Below are 24,373 nucleotides of genomic sequence, written 5' to 3' on the forward strand. Positions count from 1 at the left end.
GCCGTCGTGGCTACCGCGCGTCGGCCGGGAGACGGAAGTTGACCCGCTCCCGGGTCACGGGATAGCCGGCCTTGGCGAAGTGCGCGGCCATGGGGAAGTTGCCCTGGTCGGTGGCGGCGACGATGTACTCGGCGCCCTGCTCGACGAGGTAGTGGGTGCACTCGGTCAGCAGGTCGTAGGCGTAGCCGTGGCCGCGCTGCTCCGGGACGACGCCGATGAAGGCGACGATCGGGGCCTGGTGGTTGCGCGCGGGGATGTGGATGCCGGCCAGCTCGCCGTCCGGGGTGCGGGCGACCTGCCACCACTCGCGCGGGGAGGGGCACCAGCGGAAGAAGTCCAGTTCCTCCTGGGCCGCTCGGTCGAGGCCGCCTTCCTCGGCGGCCTTCGCGCTGTGCGCGTCGAGGGTGGCGGAGTGGATGCGGCGCAGGGCGTCGAAGAAGACGGCGTCGTCGGGCTCGGGAGCGTGGACGAGGCGGCCGGTCCGCTCGGGCAGGCCGCATTCGGGGGTCCAGCGGTAGTGGAAGCGTTCGACGAGGAGTTCGTACCCCGCGGCTCGCGCGGCCTCGAAGCGGGCCTCGACCGCGGGACGCAGGGCCGGGTCCTCGCGCCAGCCGGGCGGCAGGCTGAAGTCGATGTCGACGCGCCAGGGCGCCGTGCGCAGAAGTTCCGCCGCCGCCTCGGTCTCCCCCTCGGCCAGGTCGAGGCGGTCGACGCAGAGCGGCTCGGTGTCGTCGGGGCCGCCCCACCAGGCGGCGCGCGCGACGGTCCGGCCGTCGCGCAGGGCGATCCGCTGCCAGTCGGGGCGGTGCCGGGTCAGCGGATGCGCGGCGCGCACGCCGAGCGGGTCGGGAAGCGTGTCGAATTCGTGGGCGGTGCTCTCGTCGAGCCCGCGGATGACCAGACCGGTCATGGGTTCCTCCGGGATACAGGCGGCGTGAAGCGCTCCCGGGAACTCACACGTGCACGCCCGGGGCAACGGGAAGGGAGCGCTGGATGTCGGTGAACTGCATGGCACTCGCCTCCTTCCGTCGGTCCTGGGGCGTGACGGGGACACGGTAGAAGGTCCAACGGGGCACGCGCCAGCGGTTTTCCGTGCCGCTCGCGGTGCACAGGGATCGCCGCTCGTGTTCAAGGGCGAGCGGGGCACTCGGTGACGGTCGGAGAAATCCAGGCCCGGGAGGGAGACCATGAACGTGCCGACACGGAAGTCCGCCGACGCTCCGGCGCGGGACAGGATGCTGGGCATCTACCTCAACGACCATCTGGCCGGCGCCGCGAGCGGGACGGCGCTCGCCCGCCGCATGGCCCGGGAGCATCACGCGTCGGCGTACGGCAACGACCTGGACAAACTGGCGACGGAGATCGCCCAGGACCGCCGGGCGCTCGCCGCGCTGCTGGGGGACCTCGGCGTTCCCGTGCGGCGGTACAAACAGGGTCTCGCCCGGCTGGCGGAGCGGATCGCGCGGGTGAAGCCCAACGGCCGGCTGCTGCGCCGCTCCGGTCTCGCCGTGCTGGTCGAGCTGGAGGCGCTGCGGCTGGGCGTGCAGGGCAAGGCGTCGCTCTGGCGCGCGCTGCTGCCGGTGTCGGCGCTGGAGCCGCGTCTGGACGCCGATCGCCTCGAGCAGTTGTTGCGGAGGGCGGAGCAGCAGATCCGGACCCTGGACTCCCTGCACGCCAAGGCGGTCGTCGAGGTGTTCCGGGTCCGTCCCCGGCCGACGGAGCGCACGGCGTCCTGACGCCGGCGAGGGCAGGCATGCGCGCCACGGACCCCTGCCGTCCCTCTCGCCCCTTGCACTCGTCTCGCCCCTCGCACTTCTCTCGCCTCTTGCGCCCCTACCGCCCCTCCCGGCCCCTCCCGGCCCCTCCCGCCTCGGCGTGCGTCCCACCGTCGTACGGAGGACCGTGGAGGCGTGGGTATCGAGCGGGAGGCGGACCAAGGGGGTTGGTTGCGTGGGGCGCCGCCGCCCGGGTGGGTGCGGGTCCTGCCCGTCGCGTTGCTGGCGGGGGTGTGCGCGGCGACCCTGGCGAGCCCCGAGCCGCTGGACATCGGCTTTCTGCTGGGCGCGATCCCCCCGCTGGCCGTGCTGTCGTACGGCCCCGCGGCGACGGCGGTCCTCGGCGGCCTCGTCGTGGCCGTCCTGGTCGCCCCGGCGTTCCGGCTCGACGACCCCGGAAACGCCGACCTGCTCACCGTGGGGTTCGTCGCGGCACTGAGCGTGGTCGTGTCCTTCGTCCGCAGCCACCGTGACGCCCAGCTGGTCACCGAGCGGGCGGTGGCCGAGGCGGCGCAGCGCGCGGTGGTGCCGCCGTTGCCCGCACGGGTGGGGTCCGTGGGGTGCGCGGGGCTGTACCGGGCGGCCCAGCGCGGCACGCTCGTCGGCGGCGACTTCTTCGACGTACGCCGGGGGCCGCACGGCGTGCGGGCGGTCATGGGAGACGTCCAGGGGCACGGGCTGGCGGCCGTCGCCACCGTCGCCTCGCTGCTGGGCGCGTTCCGGGAGGCGGTGCTGGACGAGCCGGACCCGGAGTCGGTGGCGGCGCGCCTGGACCGCCGGCTGGTGGTGGACTCGGCGGACGTGCCGCACGCCGAGCTGTTCGCGACCGCCGTGCTGCTGGACTTCGCCGCCGACGCCCGGTCCGTACGGATCGTGGTGTGCGGGCATCCGGCACCCGTGCTGCTGCGCGAGGGGCGGGCCGTCGAGCTGGAGGTGACGGCGGGCGCGCCGCTGGGGCTGGGGCTGGGCGACGCCGGGTCTCCGGCCGGGCTCACCCTGCCGCTGCTGGAGGGTGACCGGCTCTTCCTGGCGTCCGACGGGGTCACCGAGGCGAGGGACGCGGGCGGGGCGTTCTATCCGCTCACCGAGCGGCTCACCGGCTTCATGGACCTGGAGCCGGCGGTCCTGGTGGAGCGCGTGTGGCGGGACCTGATCGGCCACTGCGGAACCGCCGTCGACGACGTGACGATGCTCGTCCTCAGCCCTGCATGACCTTGGGCCGCTCCTCGGCCGGCTCCCGCTCCCCCTCCGCGTCGATGTGCGGCAGCATCCGGTCCAGCCACCGGGGTGTCCACCAGGCGTGCCGGCCGAGCAGCGTCATCACGGCCGGCACCATCAGCAGCCGCACCACGGTCGCGTCGATCAGCACGCTCACCGCGAGACCCAGCCCGAGCATCTTGACCACGATGTTGTCGCTGACGATGAACGCGGCGAACACGCTCACCATGATCAGCGCCGCGCAGGTGATGACCCGCGCGGTGATCTCCAGCGCGTGCGCGACCGACGCCTTGGCGTCCCCGGTGCGCAGCCAGGCCTCATGGACGCGGGACAGCAGGAAGATCTCGTAGTCCATGCTCAGCCCGAAGATGATCGCGAACATCATCATCGGCACATAGCTCTCGATGGGCACCTTGCCCGAGACGCCGAGCGCGGGCCCGCCCCAGCCCCACTGGAAGACGGCGACGACGACACCGTAGGAGGCCGCGATCGACAGGACGTTGAGGACGGCGGCCTTGAGGGCGACGAGCAGGCCACGGAACACGGCGAGGATGATCAGGAAGGCCAGGCCGACGACCACGCCGATGATCAGCGGGAGCCGGCTCGCGACGATGTCGCGGAAGTCGACCTGGGCCGCCGTCGTGCCGGTGACGTATCCCTGGGCGTCGGTGCCGGAGACCGCGGCGGGCAGGGTGTCGTCGACCAGCCGGTTCGTCAGGTCCGTGGTGGCGGCGCTCTGCGGCGACTCCTTCGAGTAGACCGTGCCGATGAGGACGTCGCCGTCCTTGGTGGGGGTGAGCGGGGTGACGAAGGACGCGCCGGACACGCCGTCGAGGGTCTTCCCGGCCTGGGTGGCGAGGTCGGAGCGCTGCGAGGACGGTACGGACGTCTGGTCGATGACGACGGTGAGGGGACCGTTGGAGCCGGGCCCGAACGCGTCGGTCATCAGGTCGTAGGCGCGCCGGTCGGTGAAGGAGGTCGGGTCGGCGCCGTCGCCGATGTGGCCGAGCTGGATCGAGAACACCGGGATGGCGAGGACGGCCACCGTCACCACGCCCGCGGCCAGATAGCGCAGCGGATGGTGTTCGACGCGCTGGGCGTAGCGGTGCCAGGTGCCCTGCGGGGTCTCCCCCGGGGCCGCGTCGGTCTCGGCGACGGGACGGCGCACCCGGTAGCGGTCGATCCGGGTGCCGATGAGCCCGAGCAGGGCGGGCACCAGCGTGAGCGCGCCGAGCACCGCGGAGACGACCGTCACGGCGGCGGCCAGGCCCAGTTTGCTGATGAAGGTCACGCCGGACGCGGACAGGCCCGCCAGGGCGACGATGACCGTGCAGCCGGAGACGAGCACGGCGCGGCCGCTGGTGGCGTTCGCGCGGCCCGCCGAGGTCACCGGGTCGGCGCCGTCCATGAGGTGCTGCCGGTGCCGGGTGATCTGGAACAGGGCGTAGTCGATGCCCACCCCGAGGCCGATCATCGTGGCCAGGGTCGGCGAGACGGTGGCGAAGGTGAACGCGGCGGCGAGCAGCCCCAGACAGGCCAGCCCGCCGATCGCGCTGAGCAGCGCCGTCACCAGCGGCAGTCCGGCGGCGATGACACTGCCGAAGCCGATGAGCAGGACGACGATCGCGACCGCGAAGCCGATCAGTTCGCTCACCCGGTCGTCGGCGGCGGGCCGCGCCAGTTCGCCGAGCGGCCCGCCGTACTCGACGTCGGCGCCGGCCGAGCGCAGCGGCTGCACCGCACTGTCCACGCCGTGCAGGTAGTCGTCGCCGAGGGTGGAGGGCTGGACGTCGAAGCGGACGGTGACGTACGCCGTCTTCGCGTCCTTGGACAGCGGTCCGACCGGCGTGGTGGAGACGGTCAGGGGGTTCTGGACGGCCAGGACGTGCGGCAGCTTCTGCAGATCACCGACCGTCGTGGACATCTGGGAGTCCAGCGAGGTCAGCGCCTTCTGCGTGTCGTGCACCACGATCTGGCTGCTGTAGCCGCCGGCTGCCGGGTCGTGCTTCTTCAGGACGTCCAGGCCTTGCTGCGACTGCACGTCCGGCAGGGAGAAGTTGTCCTCGTACTCGCCGCCGACGGACCGGTTGAGGATCTGCAGGGCGACGATCGCGACGAGCCAGGCGACGAGGACGATCACGAAGTGGCGGGCGCACCACTGTCCGAGCCGCCGCAGCCCCCCGGTGGCGGCGGGCCCCCCGTCCTCTGGCGTGCTGCGGGTGGGTGACATGGCATGGCCCCTTGCTCGCTACCCCCATTAGACGCCCGCACGATCCCACCGGCATCCGGGGCAGGGTCTCTTCCGGATGCAGACGGCGCTCCCCGGGTGAATGGTGATATCGGACCCGACGACGACCCGAGGAGCACACATCATGCCGACGTCACAGCCCGAAGCGGCCGGGCCCTCCGAGGACCGCGCCACCCCCGACGACCTGCTGCACACCCGGACCGGCACCGAGGTGTCCGCCGAGGACGTGGTGCTCGCCGCCGGCCGCGACCTGACCCCGCGCAACCTGGAGTGGGCGAGGCGCAAGCTGGAGGCCGAGGGGCCGGCCGCGCTGGAGAAGCTGCTGCCGTAGCCGTACGGCCTTCCGGGCCCGGCCCGCGTCGGGCCCTTCAGGCGTGCGCGTCCCCGTCGAGGCAGAGGACCGGCACCCGCTGGACGAGGTTGACGGCGAAACCGCCCCGGTTCCACGGCTGGTCCAGTGGCTGGGTGCGGCCGTCCGCGTCGGTGGCCCGCGCGGTCAGCGTGTGCTCGCCCGGTGTCGCCGTCCAGGCGGAGCGCCAGCGGCGCCAGGCCCAGCGGTGCCCCGCGTCCGGCTCCAGTTCGGCGTCCTGCCAGGTCTGTCCGGCGTCCGCGCTCACCTCGACGCGGGTCACGGGCGCCCGCCCCGACCAGGCGCGTCCTTCCAGCGGCACCGGGCCGGGCCGGACCACCCGGGTCCGGGACATGAAGTCCGGGAAGCCCGGCGGGACCAGCAGGGCGCGCGGCACGATCCGGGTGACGGGTTCGCCCGCGTCGCCGGGCTGCTGGCGCAGCCGGTAGGCGACGGACTGCTGGAATCCCTCGAAGGCGGTGTCGGCGACGGTCACCTCCCGCAGCCACTTCACGTGCGCCATGCCGTACCAGCCGGGCACGACCAGGCGCAGCGGGCGCCCGTGCTGCGGCGGCAGCGGGGCGCCGTTCATCGCGTACGCCACGAGGACCTCGGGCTCGGTGCCGGTGGCCGTCCCGATCGGCAGGGCGCGCTGGTAGTCCTGCTCGACGCCGCGCTCCACACCGTGGTCCGCGCCGGTGAACACCACGTCCACGGCGCCCTGTTCGACCCCGGCCTCCGCCAGGAGCAGCCGCAGCGGCACTCCGGTCCAGTCGGCGGTGCCGACGGCCTCGACCAGCCAGGGCTGGCTGACCGGCCGGGGCGTCAGCAGGGCCCGGCCGTTGCCCGCGCACTCCAGCGTCACCCGCGTGCTGACCTGCGGGAACGCCCGCAGGTCGGCGGGGGTGAGGCGGAGCGGGCGGCGGACCAGGCCGCCGACGGTCAGCTGCCAGTCCGTGTCGTCGGGGACGTACGGGATGTCGTAGTGCGTCAGCACGTAGTGCAGGCCGGGCGGGGTGACGTCGTAGCGCAGGGCTTCCAGCGGCAGTCCGTGGTTGCGGGTCGCGAGGGCGAGTTCGTCCCGGCCGATGCCCTCGTCGGGGGCGGCCAGCCGGGCGGGGGCGCTCGCGTCGTCGAGTCGATGGCCCATGACGGCATTGTCGCGCCGCGCGGACGGCTCGGCACCCCGCCGCTCAACTGATCATCGGCGCCGGTGAGTTGTCCGCTCTTCCGGAGCGGGCCGTTGAACTGTCACACTCCTGAGGGTGCCCGACTTCGACTTTGACCTGCTCGTCATCGGATCCGGCCCGGGTGGCCAGAAGGCCGCCATCGCCGCGGCCAAACTGGGCCGCCGGGTGGCCGTCGTCGACCGCCCCGACATGGTCGGCGGGGTCTCCATCCACACCGGCACCATTCCCTCCAAGACGCTGCGTGAGGCGGTCCTGTACCTCACCGGCCTCACCCAGCGCGATCTGTACGGGCAGAGCTACCGGCTGAAGGAGGACATCACCGTCGCCGATCTGACCGCGCGCACCCAGCACGTGGTCAGCCGCGAGGTGGACGTCATCCGCAGCCAGCTCTCCCGCAACCACGTCTCCCTCTACGCCGGAACCGGCCGTTTCGTCGACGCCCACACCGTCGCCCTGCGCGAGGTGACCGGTCACGACCGTCTGCTCAGCGCCGAGCACATCGTCATCGCCACCGGCACCCGGCCCGCCCGGCCGGACAGTGTCGAGTTCGACGGGCGCACCATCATGGACTCCGACAACGTCCTCGCCCTCGAGCACGTGCCGCGCTCGATGGTCATCGTCGGGGCGGGGGTCATCGGCATGGAGTACGCGTCGATGTTCGCCGCGCTCGGCAGCAAGATCACCGTGGTGGAGAAGCGGGCCGGGATGCTCGACATGTGCGACGTCGAGGTGATCGAGTCGCTCAAGTACCACCTGCGGGACCTCGCCGTGACCTTCCGGTTCGGGGAGACGGTGGCGGCGGTCGAGCGGCATCCGCGCGGCACGCTGACGATCCTGGAGAGCGGCAAGAAGATCCCCGCCGACGCCGTGATGTACTCGGCGGGCCGGCAGGGCCTGACCGACGACCTCGACCTGGACAAGGCGGGCCTGTCGGCGGACCGGCGCGGCCGGATCACGGTCGACGAGTTCTACCGCACCGCGGTGCCGCACATCTACGCCGTCGGCGATGTCATCGGCTTCCCGGCGCTGGCCGCGACGTCGATGGAACAGGGCCGCTCGGCCGCGTACCACGCCTTCGGGGAGCCGGTCGGGCAGATGCACCACCTCCAGCCCATCGGCATCTACACCATCCCCGAGATCAGCTTCGTGGGCCGGACGGAGGACCAACTCACCGAGGACAGCGTGCCGTTCGAGGTCGGTATCTCCCGCTACCGCGAGCTCGCCCGCGGGCAGATCATCGGCGACTCGCACGGCATGCTGAAGCTGCTGGTGTCCCCCCAGGACCGCACCCTGCTCGGCGTGCACTGCTTCGGGACGGGCGCCACCGAGCTCATCCACATCGGCCAGTCCGTGATGGGCTGCGGCGGCACGGTCGACTATCTCGTCGACGCGGTGTTCAACTACCCGACGCTCGCGGAGTCCTACAAGGTCGCCGCCCTGGACGCCACCAACAAGCTCCGCCAGATCGACCGTATCGGCGACTGACCGCAGGCTCCGGCTCCGCCCCGGGCAACGCTCCTGACCTGCGGCGGAGTTGGAAGCGGCAGATTCCCCTCCGGCCAATCTTGAAAGGCCGACGGGGAGGGCTATCATCACTCGCACACACGGTGTGACCGTCCGCCGACGCAGTGCTGAACGGTGTCTGCCGCCCCCCTTTGTGCCGCCCCTTGCCCGAGGCCATCCCTCGCCGTGGGAGGCGGGTTCCACCCCCCACCCCCCAACGCCGTCGGGGTCCTGGTCGCCCCCGCGTCGTGCACGACGGAAAGCAGCAAGTCATGAGCAACAACAGGGGCAGAGGGCTGCAAGCAGGCGCCCTCGGAACCTTCGACACGGTGGTGATGGCCGTCGCGGGCAGCGCCCCGGCGTACTCGATCGCCGCCACCACTGCCGTCCTCGTCGGTGCGGTGGGCCTCGCCAGCCCGGCCGCCCTGCTGTACTGCGCGATCCCCATGCTGGGCATCGCCCTGGCGTTCAGTCATCTCAGCCGCATCGACGTGAACGCGGGCGCCAGTTACTCGTGGGTGGGCCGAACGCTCCACCCCTTTCTCGGCTTTCTGAGCGGCTGGGCACTGGTGGTGTCGGCGACCATCTTCATGGTGGCCGGCTCGCTGCCCGCCGGGTCGATGACCCTGGCCCTGTTCGACGAGGAACTCGCCGGCAGCACCGCGCTGTCCACGCTGGTCGGCGCGGGCTGGTTCGTGGTGATGCTGCTGGTCGTGCTCGGCGGCGCCCGGCTCACCGTCCGCGCCCAGCTGCTCATGTCCGGCATCGAACTCGCGATACTCGCCCTGTTCGCGGTGCTGGCCCTGTTCCACTCGGACAACGCCCGCGCGTTCGACTGGTCCTGGTTCGGCTTCGGCCAGTTCGACGGGGTGTCCGGCTTCGCGTCCGGGGCGCTCATCGCCGCCTTCTACTACTGGGGTTGGGACGTCACCAGCAATCTCTCCGAGGAGACCCGCAACAGCCGTCGTACGACCGGTCTCGCGGGCCTGATCGGGCTGGGCGTCGTCTTCCTGCTGTTCGAGGCGTTCACCATCGCCGTGAACGTGGTGCTGTCCTCGCGGCAGATCGAGGAGAACGACGCCAATGTGCTGGCCGTGCTGGGCGAGGAGATCTGGCCGGGCTGGGGCGGCAGGCTGCTGGTCGTGGCGGTGATGCTGTCGACCATCGCCACGCTGGAGACCACCCTCCTACAGGTCACGCGCTCGCTGTTCGCGATGGGCCGCGACCGTACGATGCCGTCCGCGCTCGGCAGGGTGCACCGCCGCTGGAACACGCCGTCGGTGGCCATCGGCGTGGTCGGCGTGGTGGCGCTGGTGATGCTGATCGCCTCCAACCTGCTGGGCACGGTGGGCGACATCCTCTCCGACGCGATCTCGGCGATCGGCCTCCAGATCGCCGTGTACTACGGCCTCGCGGGTCTCGCGGCGGTGGTCGCCTACCGCAAGACGCTGCTGAGGTCGGCGGCCCACTTCCTGCTCGGCGGCGTGTGGCCGCTGCTGGGCGCCGTGTTCATGTTCTGGGTCTTCGTGGAGTCGCTGAGCGAGCTGAGCGCCGCGGCGATCACGATCGGCATCGGCGGTCTCGCCGCCGGGCTGCTGCCGATGCTCTGGTACTGGCGGCAGGGCAGCGACTACTACCGGCCCGCCAGACTCGACGCCACGCACACCGTCGAGACGGACTACGTCCCCGACCGCCTCGTGGTCGCGCAGTCCCGTGCCCACGAGGGTCTCCCCACCGACTTCTGAGGGAGCCGGTAATGGCGCGAGACCGCTTCACCCTCGACTTCGACCCCGACTGCGGCGACACGGCCCTCACCGACGCCCGCCACGACATCGTCATCGGCCGCTGGCAGGGTCTGCGGGAGCTGCTGCGCGCGACCGGCCCGGACTGGCTCAGCCGCGGCCACCGGGTCCGGCTGCTCGCGCAGGCCTGCGCGAGCAGTTCGACGGCCGAGTCCTGGCTCGCCGCCGAACCGCACAGCGCTGACGCGCTGGTGCTGCGGGCGGCGACGGAGACGGCCCGGGCGTTCAACCTGGCGATCGCCGCGGGCCGTGGCGTGCCGATCGACCCGCAGCGCATCGACACCGCCGTGCTCGCCTGCCTCCAGGCCGCCGACGCCTACCTCGACGACCCGACGCCCTGGATCTCCCTGATCTCCGTCGCCCGGCTCTATCCGTCCGGGGTGCGCAGACAGGAACTGGCCCGCTGGTGGGACGAGTTGCACCGCCGCGACCCGTACAGCGTGGAGGGCCACCTCCAGATACTCCACTACTACTCCTCCCGCTGGCACGGCACGCACGGCCTGATGTACGACTTCGCCCGCGACGCCGCCGGGGTGGCACCGCCGGGATGCGCGCTGCCGGTCCTGGTCCAGTACGCCCGCGTGGAGGAGTACCGCTACGCCCTGGACGCGGCCCAGGGGCGACGGTCCGCGGTCGGCCTCGCCGAGCACTGGACCCACGACGGCGCCGTCAGCGACGTACGCCGCACCTGGCACCGGTGGTTCGCCGACCGCCCGCGGGGCGTCGCCCCCGGCGAGCTGCGCGACCTCAACTACCTGACCCACGCGGCCTGTCACGCGGGCCTGACGGACATCGCGGGCCCGCTGCTGCGCCTCCAGGGCGCCCTCGCCACGCGCACCCCCTGGTCGTACACGGGAGATCCGGAGAAACAGATCCTGAAGTGGCGCAAGGACCTTCGGCTCTGAGCGCGGTCAGTCCGCCAGGGCCGCCGTCCACTTCTCCTCGATCCGGCCGGCCTTCCACACCACCAGCGCGACGATCCAGGTCAGCACGAACAGGCCTACGACGGCGAAGCCGAGGGTGTTGAGGTCGAGTCCGGCGATCCAGGTCCAGAACGGGCCGTGCAGATCGAGCCTCTCGGCGAGCAGGCCGAGGAGTTCGACCGTGCCGATGAGCAGGGCGACGGCGACGGACAGCCCGGTGATGGTGAGGTTGTAGTAGACCTTGCGGACCGGCTGGGAGAAGGCCCAGCCGTAGGCGAAGTTCATGAAAGTGCCGTCGATCGTGTCCAGCAGGGACATGCCGGCCGCGAACAGGACGGGCAGGCACAGGATCGCGTACCAGGGCAGCCCGGACGCGGCGCCCGAACCGGCCAGGACGAGCAGGGCGACCTCAGTGGCGGTGTCGAAGCCGAGGCCGAAGAGGAGACCGAGCGGGTACATCTGCCACGGCTTGGTGACCGACCCCGTGACGCGGCCCAGGAGCCGGTTCATGAAGCCCCGGTTGTTCAGGTGCTCCTCCAGCGCGGCCTCGTCGAAGTCTCCCGAGCGCATCCGGCGGAACACCTTCCAGATCCCGGCCAGGATCACGAGGTTGATGCCGGCGATGACGTACAGGAAGGTCCCGGAGACGGTCGTACCGATCAGGCCCGTGACGTCGTGCAGCGAGGAGCCGTCGTCGCGGACGGGGCCCGCGAGAGCCTTCACGCCCAGCGCGAGCAGGAAGGTCAGGCCGAAGACGACGCTGGAGTGGCCGAGCGAGAACCAGAAGCCGACCGACAGCGGCCGCTTCCCCTCCCCCATCAGCTTGCGGGTGGTGTTGTCGATCGCGGCGATGTGGTCGGCGTCGAACGCGTGCCGCATGCCGAGCGTGTACGCGGTGACCCCGATGCCGATGCCGAAGGACTTCGCGCCGACGCTGTAGTGCCCGGGCGCCACGAGGACGACCAGGGTGAACCAGCCGACGACGTGCAGGAAGAGGATGAACGCGGCCATCCCCCCGACCCTGATCCACTCCTCACGCGTCATGGAGCCGAGGACGCGTTGCCGGACCCCGGCGCTTCGGGCGGCCGGGGCGGGGAGGGGCGGAGCGGAGTCAGGGGCGACCGGCATCGGGAGGATCTTTCGTTCGGCGAAGCGGCCGCTACAGGCAGCCTTGTGCCATCCTCCGGTAACTGCAACTCATGTGCAGTAAAGGCCGTGGCAGATCTTTCCCACGGGAGGGGAAAGAGCGTGGTGGCGGGGGTCAGGGTGTCGCGTTGGGGCCGTCCGGGCGGGCGCGCCGCTGCGCCACCATCTCCCGGCTGAGCTCCTCCGTCTCCGGCTCCGCCAGCCGCTCGAAGCCGTCCTCGGTGATGAGCGACACGATCGGGAAGATGCGGCGGCTGATATCGGGGCCGCCGGTCGCGGAGTCGTCGTCCGCCGCGTCGTACAGCGCCTGGAGGGCGGCGAGCGCGGCCTCGCGCCGGGACATGCCGCGCCGGAACAGCTTCTTCAGCGCGCCCCGGGCGTACGGCGAACCGGACCCCTCGGCGTGGAAGTCCTGCTTCTCGTACAGCCCCCCGGCGACGTCGAAGCTGAAGATGCGGCCCCGCTCACCCTCGGGTGCCGAGTCGTCGTACCCGGTGAGCAGCGGCACGACCGCGAGGCCCTGCATGGCCTGGCCGAGGTTCTGCCGGATCATGCCCGCCAGGCGCCGCGCCTTGGCGTTGAGGGTCATCGGGATGCCCTCGATCTTCTCGAAGTGCGTCAGCTCGACCTGGTACAGCTTCACCATGTCGAGGGCGAGACCGACGGTGCCCGCGAAGGCGACGGCCGTGTAGTCGTCGGCCGGGTGCACCTTCTCCAGGTCGCGCTGGGCGATGAGGTTGCCCATCGTGGCCCTGCGGTCGCCCGCGATGAGCACGCCGTCGCGGTAGGCGAGGGCCAGCACGGTGGTGCCGTGCGGGAAGCTGTCGGGGGCGGCACGGACGTGGTCCGGGAAGGGCTTGCGGGTGGGCAGCAGGTCCGGGCGGTGGGCGGTCAGGAACTCGGTGAAGGACGAGGTCCCGGGAGTGAAGAACTCCTCCCCCAGTCGCCCGCCTTGCTCACTCGCCGTCATCGTGTTCCCCCCTGGTCGTCTCCGGGCCGACAAACGAGTCCTACCTGAAGTCCACGGAGCGGAAACACGGGTCGGGGCCACAGGAGCCGCATCGGTCGGGCTCAGAGGGATCGCACGGGGCGGGCTCAGAGGGATCGCACGGGGCGGGCTCAGAAGGATCGCGCGGTCGGGCTCAGAGGGCTTTGCGGCGTACCAGTACGGCCAGGACCGCCAGCCCTGGAATCAGCGGCAGCCACACCGTCAGCAGGCGGTAGCCGAGGACCGCGGAGGCGGCGGCCGCGCCCGGGGCTCCGCTCGCCGTGAGGGCGAAGGCGAGGGCGGCGTCGAGGGAGCCGAGGCCGCCGGGCGTGGGCAACAGCGCGGCGGCGCTGCTGGCGGCGACGTACAGGAGGGCCACCCGGGCCGGGGCCAGGGAGAGGGCGACGGCCTGGGCGACGGCGATCAGGACGAGGGCGTGCAGGGCGGCGAAGGCCAGCTGGCCGCCCCAAAGTGCCGCCGCCCGGGGCGGGTTGGCGTGCACGGCCCTGATGTCCGCGAGGACGGTCGCGAGGGCGCGCCGGCACCGGGACCAGGCCAGCAGGAGGGTCACGCACACGACGGTGGCGAACAGGGCGGCGAGGACCGCGAGATGCGACAGCGGCATCCGCAGCACGCCGGGGCAGGCGACTACGAGGGTGACGATCAGGACCGCCCGGACGACCGCGGCGGTGGCCCCCTTGACGGCGAGGGCGCTCACGGCGCGCCCCGCGCTCAGACCGCAGCGCATGAGGAAACGGAGGTTCACCGCACCGGCGCCGAGCCCGGCGGGCAGCAGGTGGTTGGCGGCGCCGGCGGCGAACTGCGCGGCCACCAGCCGCCCTTGGGGCAACCGCGGTACGACCGCGCCCTGTTGGGCCAGCGCGGCGCACACCCAGGTCGCGGCGGCCGCGACCCCGCCCACCAGCAGCCAGCCCTGGTCGGCGACGGCGAGCCGCACGGCCCCGCGTTCCAGCATCGGCCAGTGCCGCCGGGCCAGACAGGCGGTGCCGACCAGGACGGCGAGGGTGACGGCGGTCTGGCAGCAGACCCGCCTTCGAGAAGTGCTGACGACGACCGGCCCGGACGTCACCGCACACCACCCGCGAACCCCGGCAGCGCCGGGAACACCGACCGCACGAGCCCCGCACGGGCCCTGAGCGACCCGAGCGTCTTCCGCCGCCGCCCACCGGACCAGACCGGTCCGGCGACCATTCGACACCAGCCTCCCGGCGGGACCGCCACGGGAACCATTCGCCGCCGACTTCCCGACCCGACCGGCGCGGACGCCACGCACCACCACCCGCCGGCCCTGACCGGCGCGGATGTCATGCGCCACCACCCGTCGACCCCGACCGACACAGGCGTCACTCGCCGCTGCCCGCCAGCCCCGACCGACACACGCTTCACTCGCCGCCACCCACCGGGACCGACCGGCCCGGATGCCGCGCGCCACCCCCACCCGCCGGCCCCGACCGGCGTGGACGTCATACGCCACCCCCCGCCGGCCCCGACCGACACGGGCGTCATTCGCCATCACCGTCCGGGCCCGGCGGTGCCAGTCGCACCAGTACGCCGTCCGTCTGGTACGGCGTCCAGTTCCGGGCGTACCGGGCCGTGCCGCCTTCCGGCGGGGTGAGGTACGCGACCGGGATGCGGCGGGCCGTGGCGCGGATCTCGGCCGCGGTGGAGTTGGCGTTGTGGCCGCCGGTCGCCGCCGAGGAGCAGCCGGTGTAGTAGGCCACGGGGATGGCCTCGTGCCCGGTGAGCAGACAGGGCGGGCGGACGCCGAGGCGGTGCAGCTCGGCCGCGGTGCGCTCCCATCCCTGCCGGGAGGCGGTGGAGTTGGACACCGTGCGGTGCAGGACGCTCAGCTGAACGGCCAGATGCAGGGTGAGGCCGAGGGCGAGCAGGGTCGCGGCCACGGGACGCCAGCCGCCGTTCGGCCTGGTGGCCAGGTGGAGCACCGCTTCGGCGACCGGGAGCGCGAGCAGCGCGTAGGCGGGCAGGAGGAAGCGCGGCGCGGCGTATCCGATCATGAACAGGTACGGGACGGCCGCCGTGACGGCGCAGGCGAGCGGTACCAGGCTGCGCTCGGTGCGGCCCGCGCGGACGGCGACGACGAGCCCGAGCACGGCGAGCAGCGGAAGGACGTACCACCACACGGTGATCAGCGGATTCGGCATCGAGCCGGTGCACGGCCGGCACAGCGCACGCCCCGCCAGGCTGCGCAGCTGGTCGTCGACGGCCATGTTCCAGCCGAGGCCGCCCTGGATGCGGGAGGCCTCGTGCAGCCGCTCGCCCAGGCCGCCGAAGGACACGTACGCCTCGATGATCCACTGCACCGCGCCGAGGGCGAGCCCCGTGACGAGCGCGGCGAGCGGCCGCCACCGCCGGGACATGACCGCGAACACGAACAGGGGCACCGTCACCCACACCGCGTCCGTGGGCCGCATCCACGCCATGAGGGCGGCGCCGGCCAGGACACCCCAGACACGGCCCTTCAGGAAGCAGCCCACGGCGATCAGCGCGCCGATGGCGACCCAGTAGTTGGGCATGGCCTGCGGGCCGTAGAAGATCGTCACCCACAGGGAGGCGAACAGCGCCCCCGCGCCCGCCAGGACCCGGAACCGGAACAGTCCGCGCCACACGCGCAGCCCCAGGTAGAGGCCGAGTCCTGAGAGCACGGCGAGGTAGACGCGCAGCAGTTCCGTGGACGTCGACCAGGAGGCGATCGGCGCCACCAGCAGGGAGACGCCGCGGGCGCGCGGTGCGCTGAAGAAGGCGGGTGGCGCTCCGGAGCCGACCTGGCTGACGTACACCGCCTCGTCCCAGCCGAGGCCCATCCCCGGCCGTACGAGCAGCAGCTGCGCGAGGACGAAGACTCCGGCGACGGCCGCGAGCAGCGCGTCGCCCCGCCAGTACCGGAGCGTGACGGGCACGGTCGCCCTGTCGCTTCGTCGTCCTTCGGCGAGCAGGGCATTCATGCCGTGCGCCATCGTCCACCCCTTACCCCGTCGATGCCATGGAGGTGCTCGGCTCTGGTCAGGAGCCGTCAAAAGAACAGAAACACAGCCAAATTAACCCGCAGCCACGCCGTGCGCAGCGCGATGTTCGCCCAGCTGTATGACGATAGGTCAAATGGACTGGTTCCGGTGGGGCGGGTCAGTCGTGCGGGAACGAGTGGTGCTCGTGCGCGACGAGCCAGCGGCCGTGCTCCTTGCGCAGACCGAAGGTCAGCCGCAGCCGCAGGGAGGGGTGTTCGGCGAGTTCCTCGGGGGTGCCGCAGCGCAGCAGCGCGTGGGCCCAGGCGACATCGGGGCCGGCGGTGACGTCCAGGGTCTCGATGTCGAAGCAGGCGCCCTGGGCCTGCCAGACGAAGAACGGCGGCCAGGCGGCACGGTAGGCGGCGAGACCGTGGATGCCGTGGTGGGGCGGCGGTACGTCGTACATGACGAGGTCCTCGGCATGGTCGGCGACGACGCCGTCGAGGTCGCCCCGGTGGACGGCGTCGGCCCACTTCGTGATCAGCGCGCGGATCTGCGCGGCGTCGTCGGTCTCGTCGTTCTCCTCGGACACGGTGGCGGCTCCCTCCTGCGTCCCCCTCTCCCTTGTCTCCCTGTGTCCCGGGCCCTGGTCACCGCATGACCGGGTGGCACACTCTCCAGTGTGCCGCTGACATTCGACGACCTGCTCGTTCGCGCCCGCTCCCTCGCGCGGGGCGACCGGCGCGCGATCCTCGGCATCGCGGGCAGCCCCGGCGCGGGCAAGACGACGCTCGCCGAGACACTGGTGCGCGAGCTGAACGCCGGCGGTGAGCCATGGGTGGCGCATGTCCCGATGGACGGTTTCCATCTGGCCGACGTCGAACTCGACCGGCTGGGGCTGCGGGACCGCAAGGGCGCGCCGCCCACCTTCGACGCGGCGGGCTACGCGGCGCTGCTGCGGCGCTTGCGCGCCGAGGAGGACACCGGTGACGTCGTCTACGCGCCCGGCTTCGAGCGGGTACTGGAGCAGCCGATCGCCGGTGCGGTGCCGGTGCCGCCGTCCGCCCGGCTGGTGGTGACCGAGGGGAACTATCTGCTGCTGGGCACAGGGGCGTGGCCGCGGGTGCGGGAGCAACTGGACGAGGTGTGGTTCTGCGAGCTGGAAGAGGGCGAGCGGATCCGGCGCCTGGTGGCCCGCCACGAGGAGTTCGGCAAGGGGCACGAGGAGGCCGTGGCCTGGGTCCTGCGCACGGACCAGCGCAACGCCGAGCTGGTCGCGTCGACCCGGGACCGGGCGGACCTGATCGTGCCGGTCGCCACGCTCGGCACACCGGGGCGTCAGGTGGTGTCGTAGGCGAGCGGACCAGGCGGTCGGGGTCAGCCCGGGGCACCGACGCGTGGACCGGCCGGCGGTGTGTCAGGCCTCGTCGTAGGCCTGCCTGGCCTGCTCCACCTCTCCGAGGTGCTCGGTCGACCACTCGGCCAGGTGTGCGAAGAGCGGGGCGAGACTGCGGCCCAGTTCGCTGATCTCGTACTCGACGCGCGGCGGTACTTCCGGGTGGTACGTCCGCACGACCAGCCCGTCCCGCTCCAGCTGGCGCAGCCGCTGGGTCAGCACCTTCGGCGTGATCCTGGTGATGCGCCGCTCCAGCTCGACGAACCGCTGCCGACCGTGCGCGTGCAGGCTCCACAGGATCGGTGTGGTCCAGCGACTGAACACGATGTCCACGACCGGCCCTATGGGGCAGGCGAGTTCGGGTTCCGTGGCGGTGTCCGCGACCTGCATCCGCATCCCTCCGAGGTAGTCACTTTCCTCTAGGTACCTACTATATCCACGGTGTTAGCGTCCCTTCATCGGCAACAAGGCCGGTTTCACAAGGGAGTTGCTCATGATCGTGGTGACGGGGGCGACGGGGAACGTCGGCCGGGAGCTCGTCCGCACGCTGGCCGCATCCGGTGCTCGGGTGACGGCGACGTCCCGGCGGATCGCCGAGGGGGATGTGCCGGACGGAGTCCGGGCGCAGCGGGGGGAGCTGACGGACCCCGAGAGCCTCAGGCCCGTGTTCGACGGCGCGGAGGCGCTGTTCCTGCACGACGGCGGTCCCGTCGCGCATCTGCTCGATGTGCCGCATCTGCTGGACGTGGCCAAGGCCGGCGGGGTGCGGCGGGTCGTGCTGCTGTCCTCGCTGGGCGTGCTGACCAGGCCGGAATCGGCCTCGCACGGCGGCACCGGCCGTGCCATCGAGGAGGCCGTACGGCGGTCCGGCCTGGACTGGACGCTGCTGCGGCCGGGCGGCTTCCACTCCAACGCGTTCCAGTGGGCGCAGTCCGTACGCGAACAGCGCACCGTCGCCGCGCCGTTCGGCGACACCGGGCTCCCCACGGTCGACCCGGCCGACATCGCGGCCGTGGCGGCGATCGCCCTGCGCGAGGACGGACACGCGGGCCAGGCCTACGAGTTGACCGGCCCCGTGATCGTGACGCCCCGTCAGCAGGCGGCGGCCCTCGGCGAGGTGGTGGGTGAGCCGGTCCGGTTCGTCGAGCTGGGCCGGGACGAGGCACGGGCGCGGCTGCTGCGGTTCATGCCCGAGCCGGTGGCCGACACCACCCTCGACGTCCTCGGCGCACCCACGGCGGTCGAGCAGCGGGTCAGCCCCGACGTCGAGCGGGTCACCGGCCGGGCACCGGGCACGTTCGCGGAGTGGGCGCGACGGAACGCGGCGGCGTTCCGCTGAGGCCTGTCCGCTGCCGCTCCGGGCGCGCGGCCGGGATCACACGTGCAGGGTCAACTCCGGTTCCCCGTGGGCGTCTCCGGCAGGATCGCCGATGACCGCCGTGAAGGCTTCGGTGCGGACCGTCAGGCCGGAAGCGCTCTGCTCGAAGGTGGGCACGAACTCCCTGCCGGGTCCGTAGCGCACCGCGAAGACGTGCAGGCCCTCGGGCGCGTCCGGCACCGGCCCGGCCTCCAGGGCCGTCGACGAGACCAGATGCCGCCAGCCCTCGTCGGGGTTGCCGTAACCCCGGGGGTCGGCGGCGAGGGCGAACGCCGCCTGTTCCTGGGTCTGCTGCGAACGGGCGTCGAAGTGGTCGACACCTTCCGACTCGGGGTGCGTCAGCCGCAGTTCACCGGCGGCGACGACCTCGGCGTCGGAGGTACGGCGCACCCGGTCGCCGTCGTCCGCGGCATAGGGCAGCCCGGCGAGCAGGTAGGGCGTGCCGGGGAGGCGTTCCACCGCGACCGTCGTCCACAGGCTCGTGCCGTCGGTGACGTACAGGGAGCGCACATGCCGCAGGACGTGGTCGCGGCCGACGACGGGCTTGGTCACCAGCTTGGCCGTGAGGCCGTCGGCGCGCAGGTCGCGGACGCGGACCTCGCCCATCGGCCGGCACAGCAGGAAGCCGTCGACGACCGGGCCGAAGCCGTGCTGGCGGTTGACGGCGGCGGGGAGGCAGTAGGTGCCCGCGGCCTCGACCAGCGCCGGGGTCATGTGGTCGTCGAAGGCCACCGAGACCGTACCGGCGCGCAGTTGGTGCCGGGCGAGGAGGGGCGACGGCTCGCGGTGCCAGCGTGAGGTGTCCTGGATCTGCCAGATCAGCATCCACGCGAAGTGGCCGTCGACGCCTCCGTCGTCCTTGACCGCGTGCCGGGCCCAGCGGCTGTCGCCCCGGTAGCGCCCGAGGTCGGAGCCGATGCGGGCACCGAAGTAGCGCAGTCCCAGGACCGATTCGAAGGCGGAGTGCTGCTCGCTGTAGCGCGGGCCGCCGTTGTCGAAGCCGCCGTTGGTCAGGCGGGCGTCGATGTAGCGGGCGAGCGCCTCGCCGTCCTCGGCGAACATCTCCGCGCCGCTGACCCGGTGGGCCTGGGCGAGGAAGGACAGGGAGATCGGACCGTAGTTGTTGTCGTACGCCCCGCCGTGCTCGGGCGGCAGCAGCGCGCCCCGGTCGGCGACCCTGTGGTCACGGATCTTCCCGACGTACAGCTCGATCGCGCGGGCGCGGACCGACTCGCCTTCCTCCGGCGGGAGATGGCGGGCGAGCATCAGGCCGCCGACGACACAGCCGATCGCCTGGTTGCCGGCCTCCTGCGGGTTGAAGAAGGTCGCCTCGGTGAGCCAGCGCCAGTAACCGCGGGCCACGTCGAGGAGTTCGGCGCGCTGGACGTCGTCGACCACACCGTCGGCCGCGTCGAGGAGGTTCACCGCCTGGAGCAGCGCCCACACCGTGCTCGGCCAGTCGCCGATGGGGTGGGCGCCGGCCGCCAGGGTGTAACGGGCGTACGGCAGACCGGAGTTGCGGAGCCTGAGATTCGGGTAGCCGGGGTTGTCGTCGACGTAGACGCGCTCGCGCAGATGGAAGGCGAGGCTGCGGCGGACCGCCTCCGGCAGCCGGTCGTCCTTGGTGCGCTGCCAGGCGAAGGCGAGCAGGGAGGTGATGCCGAGGGAGGTGTCGCCGATGTCGTCGTCGCAGTCGGGGTGTTCGAGGTTGCCCTCGGGGGTGAGGCGGGCGAGGGCCTGCTCGGTGACGTCGGCGAGGACGGCGTCGTACGCCTCGGGGGTGTCCGGCAGGTCGTGCAGCGGGCCGAGCTGGCGTGGGAGGTGCAAGGAGATCAGCCCTTCATGCCTGAGAGGTGGCGCGCAGTGCGAGGGTCAGTGTCTGCGGCCCGTGTCCACCGAGGTAGACGCGGTTCCCGGTCGTCGCGTCGGTGCCGCCGGTCACGGTGTAGTCCTGTCCCGGGTCGTAGCGCAGTACGTCGCTGCGGTCCGGTCCGGCGAGCGGTTCGCCCGCCTCGACGGCGGCCTCCACCCGGATCTCGTCGTCGCCGACGCGGTAGGTCAGCGGTTCGGTCGTCATGCACCAGCGGCCGTCGCCGAGCGGTACGGCGCCCTGCGGCTCGCCGCCCGGCCGGAAGGTCAGTTCGAGCGCCCAGGGCACCGTGGGGCCGCTGATGTCGATCCGCAGGTCGGCCCCGTCGTCCCGCAGGTCGACCTCGATCCGGGTGGTGTGGGAGACCTCGTCCTGCGGGCGGTCGGGGAAGGCCATCGCCGCGGAGAAGCGGCCCTCGTCCACCAGCCGGTAGGCGCCGTCGTCGCGTCTGCGGTCCTTCGGGAGCGGCTGGTAGTAGGCGCTGGTGAGGGTCTGGGTGAGCCGGTACCGGTGGTCGGCGAGCCGTTCCATGTCGGCGGCGCGGAACGGCCCCAGGTCGAAGAACGCCCGCGAGAGGCGGACCGCGTCGAGGACGGCGGCACCGGCGAACAGGCGCAGGAAGGTGGGGTTGCAGGCGAGGCCCGAGCGGATGCGCCGGTGCTCGGGCACGTCGGAGCCGCCGTACACCACGGTGTGCGCGCCGGCCGAGACGTGGGCGGCGAGGCGTGCGGTGGGGAGGTACCGGTCGCGCGGGAGCCGCTCCGCGTCCGGGGCCGGCAGGACGCGGGCCAGGTCCGGGGTGAGGAGGGTCTGGGCGAGCAGGTCGGGGTCGTGGATGCCGTCGGCGGCGGCCAGGCGGGCCGCGCGGGCGAAGTCGCCCCGGCCGGTGCGGACCGCGAGCAGCCGGTAGGGCGGCAGGTAGGGCCACAGCGCGAACGGCATCCGCTGGTCCTGGCGGCGCGAGTGGACGGTCTCCACGGTGGCGTCGGGTCTGATCAGGTCCAGGGTCGCGGTGAGGTTGCGTTCGACATGGTCCACCAGGTCGGGGCGCCCGAGCACCTCGGCCAGCAGCAGCAGCGCCGGGTTGGTCACGACGGAGGCGTAGACGGCGCTGCGTTCCGAGTACAGGCCGTCGGCGTCGATGTCGACGCCCTCGGCGAGCCACTCCTCGGCGCGGGCGAGCAGCCGGTCGTCGGGGAACGACCGGTGCAGCCGGGCCAGCGCCGCGGACAGCTCCCAGCGGTGGTTGGGGGTGTGCACCCCACCGGTCAGGAGGCTCTCGGTGGCGGCGCCGGCGATCTCGGCCAGCGCCGCGGTCACGTCGGCCAGTTCGGGCCCCGCGCCCGCGGCGAGGACGTGCGCGTCGCACACGTCGTTGACGGTGAACGCGGAGTCCGGCGGCGACTGCACGTTGTCGCCGCCCGCGAAGAGGCCGGAGGCCGTCTGCAGGGACCGCAGGGCACGCAGGTGGGTGAGCGCGGCGGCGACGGCCCGCTCGCTGCCGTGCAGGGCCGACTCCGGCGAGCGGTATGCCGCGACCAGGGTCTTCACCCGCCGGGCCAGGGCGCGGTGCGGCTCGATGAACTCCGCCGACGGGTCGGCCGACCCGTCGGCGGCGAGCGCCGCCGCGCGGACGAACTCGTGGTCGATCGCAGCGGGCAAGGTCAGTCCTTCAGACCGGCGTTGATGTCGGCGCCCATGACGTACTTCTGGAAGACCAGGAAGATCGCGATCAGCGGGATCATGGAGATGACGGACGCGCCCAGCAGGACCGACCAGTTGATGTTCTGCGCGCCGACGATGCTCTGGATGCCGATCTGGACGGTGAACTTGTTCGGGTCGTTCAGCATCAGCAGCGGCCAGATGTAGTCGTTCCAGCGCCACTGGAAGGACAGGATGGCGAGGGTCAGCATGATGGGGCGGGACAGCGGCACCATGATCCGCACGAAGATCGACAGTTCGCGGGCGCCGTCGATGCGGGCGGCCTCCACGAGTTCGTCGGGGACCGTCAGGAAGAACTGGCGGAACATGAAGCATCCGGTCGCGGTGAGCACGGCCGGGAGGATGATGCCGGCGAACGAGTTGTAGAGGCCGAGGTTGCGGACGACCAGGAACTCGGGGGCGAGCATGACCTCGCCGGGCAGCATCGTGGTGGCGAGGATGCAGAGGAAGAACGCCTTGAGCCACTTGTTGTCGTACTTCGCCAGCGCGTAGCCGGTGCAGCAGCTGACGCCCACCGTGAGGATCGTCGTGATCACGCACACGAGGGCCGTGTTGATGAAGTACTGGGAGAAGTTGGCGCTGTCCCAGGCCGCCTTGAATCCCGACAGGGTGGGGTTGTGCGGGACCAGCGTCAGCGGATAGGAGAACAGGTCGCTGGCCGGCTTGAAGGAGCTCAGGACGAACCACAGCACCGGAATGCCGTACAGGCACGCCATGATCCACAGCAGGGTCGTCGCGGCCACCGCCTGCCGGAGCCCCCCGGTGGGCGTCTTGCGGAGCCGCTTCTTCGCAACGCTCCGCTGGGAGGTGACCTTGGCCGGGCGCGGGATGTCTGTGGTTGTCATCGGTTCTCCACCCGCCGGTTGACGATCAGCTGGATGATCGCGACGGCCATCAGGATGAGCATGAGCACGAAGGACGCGGCGCTCGCGTAGCCGATCTGGCCCCGTTTGAAGCCGGTCTCGTAGATGTACTGGACGAGCAGGTTGTTGGACGTGCCGGGGCCGCCGTTGTTGAGGGCGACGAACACCGGGTACTCCTTCATCGCGTTGATCGTGTTGAGCAGGATCACGATGAACGAGGTGGGGGCGATGCTCGGCAGGGTGATGCTGAAGAACTGGCGCCAGGGGCCGGCGCCGTCGAGCGAGGCGGCCTCGTAGTACGACACCGGTACGTTCTTGATGGCCGCGATGAACAGCAGCATGGTGAAGCCCGTCCAGGCCCAGGCCGCCGCCATCACCACCACGAGCAGCGAGAGGTCCGCGTTCGACTGCCACGGCACGGCGTCCCCGCCGAACTTCTCGATGACGTAGTTGACCAGTCCGAAGTTCTCACCGAACATCCACCGCCACAGGACGCCCACGACGATCGGCGACAGCAGCCACGGGATGAAGAAGACGACCCGGGCGACCGACCCGCCCTTGGCGTGCTTGCTCACCACCAGGTTGGCGGCGAGCAGCGAGACCGCGAAGTTCAGCGGGACGAACAGGACGGTGTACAGCAGCGTCCGGGTCAGCGCGTCGTAGAACGTGGAGTCCCCGAACAGGTTGTGGTAGTTGTCCAGCCCGATCCACTGGAACGCACCCACGCCCGTGTAGTTCGTGAACGAGTAGAGGAGACCGATCACCGCCGGCCAGACGAAGAACAGCGAGAAGAGCACGACGTTGGCCGCGATGAGGACGAGCGGCGCAAGGGTGTACTTGCTGCGTCTCCTGGGCGGACTCGGCGAGCTCACCGACACGACCGAGGCGCGTTTTGTCATCTTCCTGTCTCCGTGCTGGTGGAAGGGATTGCTGTGGGCTCAGGCCCTGAGCCCGGCGTCGGGCGGGCGGCCGGGGCCGGGCGGCGGGGTGGGGACGCCGCCGCCCGGGCGCCGGTGGC

General features: G+C 71.9%; 21 protein-coding genes. 8 read left to right on the plus strand and 13 right to left on the minus strand.

Annotation, left to right across the window (positions count from 1 at the left end; translation table 11 throughout):
• Positions 1-10: 10 nt before the first annotated feature.
• The gene (locus ACFUO4_RS03725) at positions 11-910 is read right to left on the minus strand and encodes a GNAT family N-acetyltransferase (RefSeq protein ID WP_383479577.1); all 900 of its coding nucleotides are present in this window, start codon (positions 908-910) and stop codon (positions 11-13) included.
• Positions 911-1,187: 277 nt separating this feature from the next.
• On the opposite strand from ACFUO4_RS03725, the gene ACFUO4_RS03730 reads away from it, so the two are divergent.
• Together ACFUO4_RS03730 and ACFUO4_RS03735 are read left to right on the plus strand one after the other, a co-directional pair.
• Positions 1,188-1,736 carry a hypothetical protein gene (locus ACFUO4_RS03730; RefSeq protein WP_383479579.1) on the plus strand — a complete coding sequence of 183 codons (549 nt, stop codon included), beginning with the start codon at positions 1,188-1,190 and terminating at the stop codon, positions 1,734-1,736.
• A 174-nt stretch (positions 1,737-1,910) separates the two neighbouring features.
• Positions 1,911-2,987 carry a PP2C family protein-serine/threonine phosphatase gene (locus ACFUO4_RS03735; protein WP_383479581.1) on the plus strand — a complete coding sequence of 359 codons (1,077 nt, stop codon included), beginning with the start codon at positions 1,911-1,913 and terminating at the stop codon, positions 2,985-2,987.
• Here ACFUO4_RS03735 and ACFUO4_RS03740 read toward each other — a convergent pair.
• Complete coding sequence (locus ACFUO4_RS03740) at positions 2,974-5,223, minus strand: MMPL family transporter (protein WP_383479583.1); 2,250 nt, start codon at positions 5,221-5,223, stop codon at positions 2,974-2,976. The two genes, ACFUO4_RS03735 and ACFUO4_RS03740, sit on opposite strands and share 14 nt — an antisense overlap.
• Positions 5,224-5,365: 142 nt before the next feature.
• Here ACFUO4_RS03740 and ACFUO4_RS03745 point away from each other — a divergent pair, with 142 nt between their 5' ends.
• Positions 5,366-5,572 carry a hypothetical protein gene (locus ACFUO4_RS03745; RefSeq protein ID WP_194082130.1) on the plus strand — a complete coding sequence of 69 codons (207 nt, stop codon included), beginning with the start codon at positions 5,366-5,368 and terminating at the stop codon, positions 5,570-5,572.
• Between the two features lie 37 nt (positions 5,573-5,609).
• Here the strand turns inward: ACFUO4_RS03745 and ACFUO4_RS03750 are convergent, their stop codons facing one another.
• Entirely contained in the window at positions 5,610-6,740 is a 1,131-nt protein-coding gene (locus tag ACFUO4_RS03750) for a sulfite oxidase (protein ID WP_383479585.1), read from the minus strand.
• A gap of 115 nt (positions 6,741-6,855) precedes the next feature.
• Here ACFUO4_RS03750 and sthA point away from each other — a divergent pair, with 115 nt between their 5' ends.
• The 3 genes from sthA (at position 6,856) to ACFUO4_RS03765 (ending at position 10,990) form a co-directional block, all read left to right on the plus strand.
• Positions 6,856-8,265: a Si-specific NAD(P)(+) transhydrogenase gene (gene sthA, locus ACFUO4_RS03755; protein WP_383479587.1), complete on the plus strand. Its 1,410-nt coding sequence runs from the start codon at positions 6,856-6,858 to the stop codon at positions 8,263-8,265.
• A gap of 290 nt (positions 8,266-8,555) precedes the next feature.
• Complete coding sequence (locus ACFUO4_RS03760; RefSeq protein ID WP_383479589.1) at positions 8,556-10,028, plus strand: APC family permease; 1,473 nt, start codon at positions 8,556-8,558, stop codon at positions 10,026-10,028.
• 11 nt (positions 10,029-10,039) lie between these two features.
• A complete protein-coding gene (locus ACFUO4_RS03765) occupies positions 10,040-10,990 on the plus strand; it encodes a hypothetical protein (protein WP_383479591.1) in 951 nt (316 codons plus the stop codon).
• Between the two features lie 6 nt (positions 10,991-10,996).
• On the opposite strand, the gene ACFUO4_RS03770 is transcribed toward ACFUO4_RS03765, so the two are convergent.
• From ACFUO4_RS03770 to ACFUO4_RS03790, 5 genes are all read right to left on the minus strand, one after another.
• Complete coding sequence (locus ACFUO4_RS03770) at positions 10,997-12,136, minus strand: HoxN/HupN/NixA family nickel/cobalt transporter (protein WP_383479593.1); 1,140 nt, start codon at positions 12,134-12,136, stop codon at positions 10,997-10,999.
• 133 nt (positions 12,137-12,269) lie between these two features.
• Positions 12,270-13,124 (minus strand): proteasome subunit beta, encoded by an 855-nt coding sequence (gene prcB / locus ACFUO4_RS03775; protein WP_383479595.1) that lies wholly within the window; start codon positions 13,122-13,124, stop codon positions 12,270-12,272.
• Positions 13,125-13,296: 172 nt separating this feature from the next.
• Positions 13,297-14,232 carry a YbhN family protein gene (locus tag ACFUO4_RS03780; RefSeq protein WP_383479597.1) on the minus strand — a complete coding sequence of 312 codons (936 nt, stop codon included), beginning with the start codon at positions 14,230-14,232 and terminating at the stop codon, positions 13,297-13,299.
• A 433-nt stretch (positions 14,233-14,665) separates the two neighbouring features.
• Positions 14,666-16,138, minus strand: a complete 1,473-nt coding sequence (locus tag ACFUO4_RS03785) for a hypothetical protein (RefSeq protein WP_383479599.1) — start codon at positions 16,136-16,138, stop codon at positions 14,666-14,668.
• A gap of 166 nt (positions 16,139-16,304) precedes the next feature.
• On the minus strand, positions 16,305-16,718 hold the full coding sequence (locus ACFUO4_RS03790; RefSeq protein ID WP_383479601.1) for a YybH family protein: 414 nt from the start codon (positions 16,716-16,718) through the stop codon (positions 16,305-16,307).
• Positions 16,719-16,808: 90 nt separating this feature from the next.
• On the opposite strand from ACFUO4_RS03790, the gene ACFUO4_RS03795 reads away from it, so the two are divergent.
• Positions 16,809-17,480 (plus strand): nucleoside/nucleotide kinase family protein, encoded by a 672-nt coding sequence (locus ACFUO4_RS03795; RefSeq protein ID WP_383479603.1) that lies wholly within the window; start codon positions 16,809-16,811, stop codon positions 17,478-17,480.
• Between the two features lie 63 nt (positions 17,481-17,543).
• Here the strand turns inward: ACFUO4_RS03795 and ACFUO4_RS03800 are convergent, their stop codons facing one another.
• Positions 17,544-17,912 (minus strand): winged helix-turn-helix transcriptional regulator, encoded by a 369-nt coding sequence (locus ACFUO4_RS03800; protein ID WP_383479607.1) that lies wholly within the window; start codon positions 17,910-17,912, stop codon positions 17,544-17,546.
• 103 nt (positions 17,913-18,015) lie between these two features.
• On the opposite strand from ACFUO4_RS03800, the gene ACFUO4_RS03805 reads away from it, so the two are divergent.
• Entirely contained in the window at positions 18,016-18,861 is an 846-nt protein-coding gene (locus ACFUO4_RS03805) for an NAD(P)H-binding protein (RefSeq protein ID WP_383479609.1), read from the plus strand.
• Between the two features lie 36 nt (positions 18,862-18,897).
• Here ACFUO4_RS03805 and ACFUO4_RS03810 read toward each other — a convergent pair whose 3' ends face one another.
• The 4 genes from ACFUO4_RS03810 to ACFUO4_RS03825 are packed head-to-tail and all read right to left on the minus strand — an operon-like array spanning position 18,898 to position 24,254.
• A complete protein-coding gene (locus ACFUO4_RS03810; RefSeq protein ID WP_383479611.1) occupies positions 18,898-20,727 on the minus strand; it encodes a hypothetical protein in 1,830 nt (609 codons plus the stop codon).
• 13 nt (positions 20,728-20,740) lie between these two features.
• A complete protein-coding gene (locus ACFUO4_RS03815) occupies positions 20,741-22,432 on the minus strand; it encodes a hypothetical protein (protein ID WP_383479613.1) in 1,692 nt (563 codons plus the stop codon).
• 2 nt (positions 22,433-22,434) lie between these two features.
• Positions 22,435-23,337: a carbohydrate ABC transporter permease gene (locus ACFUO4_RS03820; protein ID WP_383479615.1), complete on the minus strand. Its 903-nt coding sequence runs from the start codon at positions 23,335-23,337 to the stop codon at positions 22,435-22,437.
• Positions 23,334-24,254 carry a carbohydrate ABC transporter permease gene (locus ACFUO4_RS03825; protein WP_383479618.1) on the minus strand — a complete coding sequence of 307 codons (921 nt, stop codon included), beginning with the start codon at positions 24,252-24,254 and terminating at the stop codon, positions 23,334-23,336. The genes ACFUO4_RS03820 and ACFUO4_RS03825 overlap by 4 nt, the downstream gene beginning before the upstream one ends.
• Positions 24,255-24,373: the final 119 nt, after the last annotated feature.

This window comes from Streptomyces sp. NPDC057280 (assembly GCF_042668605.1).
In the GTDB taxonomy this organism is placed as follows: domain Bacteria; phylum Actinomycetota; class Actinomycetes; order Streptomycetales; family Streptomycetaceae; genus Streptomyces.

Coding starts and splice junctions, on each gene's coding strand:
- ACFUO4_RS03725 (WP_383479577.1), bottom strand. CDS start 910: ATGACCGGTCTGGTCATCCGCGGGCTCGACGAGAGCACCGCCCACGAA.
- ACFUO4_RS03730 (WP_383479579.1), top strand. CDS start 1,188: ATGAACGTGCCGACACGGAAGTCCGCCGACGCTCCGGCGCGGGACAGG.
- ACFUO4_RS03740 (WP_383479583.1), bottom strand. CDS start 5,223: ATGTCACCCACCCGCAGCACGCCAGAGGACGGGGGGCCCGCCGCCACC.
- ACFUO4_RS03745 (WP_194082130.1), top strand. CDS start 5,366: ATGCCGACGTCACAGCCCGAAGCGGCCGGGCCCTCCGAGGACCGCGCC.
- ACFUO4_RS03750 (WP_383479585.1), bottom strand. CDS start 6,740: ATGGGCCATCGACTCGACGACGCGAGCGCCCCCGCCCGGCTGGCCGCC.
- ACFUO4_RS03760 (WP_383479589.1), top strand. CDS start 8,556: ATGAGCAACAACAGGGGCAGAGGGCTGCAAGCAGGCGCCCTCGGAACC.
- ACFUO4_RS03765 (WP_383479591.1), top strand. CDS start 10,040: ATGGCGCGAGACCGCTTCACCCTCGACTTCGACCCCGACTGCGGCGAC.
- ACFUO4_RS03770 (WP_383479593.1), bottom strand. CDS start 12,136: ATGCCGGTCGCCCCTGACTCCGCTCCGCCCCTCCCCGCCCCGGCCGCC.
- prcB (WP_383479595.1), bottom strand. CDS start 13,124: ATGACGGCGAGTGAGCAAGGCGGGCGACTGGGGGAGGAGTTCTTCACT.
- ACFUO4_RS03785 (WP_383479599.1), bottom strand. CDS start 16,138: ATGGCGCACGGCATGAATGCCCTGCTCGCCGAAGGACGACGAAGCGAC.
- ACFUO4_RS03800 (WP_383479607.1), bottom strand. CDS start 17,912: ATGCAGGTCGCGGACACCGCCACGGAACCCGAACTCGCCTGCCCCATA.
- ACFUO4_RS03805 (WP_383479609.1), top strand. CDS start 18,016: ATGATCGTGGTGACGGGGGCGACGGGGAACGTCGGCCGGGAGCTCGTC.
- ACFUO4_RS03820 (WP_383479615.1), bottom strand. CDS start 23,337: ATGACAACCACAGACATCCCGCGCCCGGCCAAGGTCACCTCCCAGCGG.
- ACFUO4_RS03825 (WP_383479618.1), bottom strand. CDS start 24,254: ATGACAAAACGCGCCTCGGTCGTGTCGGTGAGCTCGCCGAGTCCGCCC.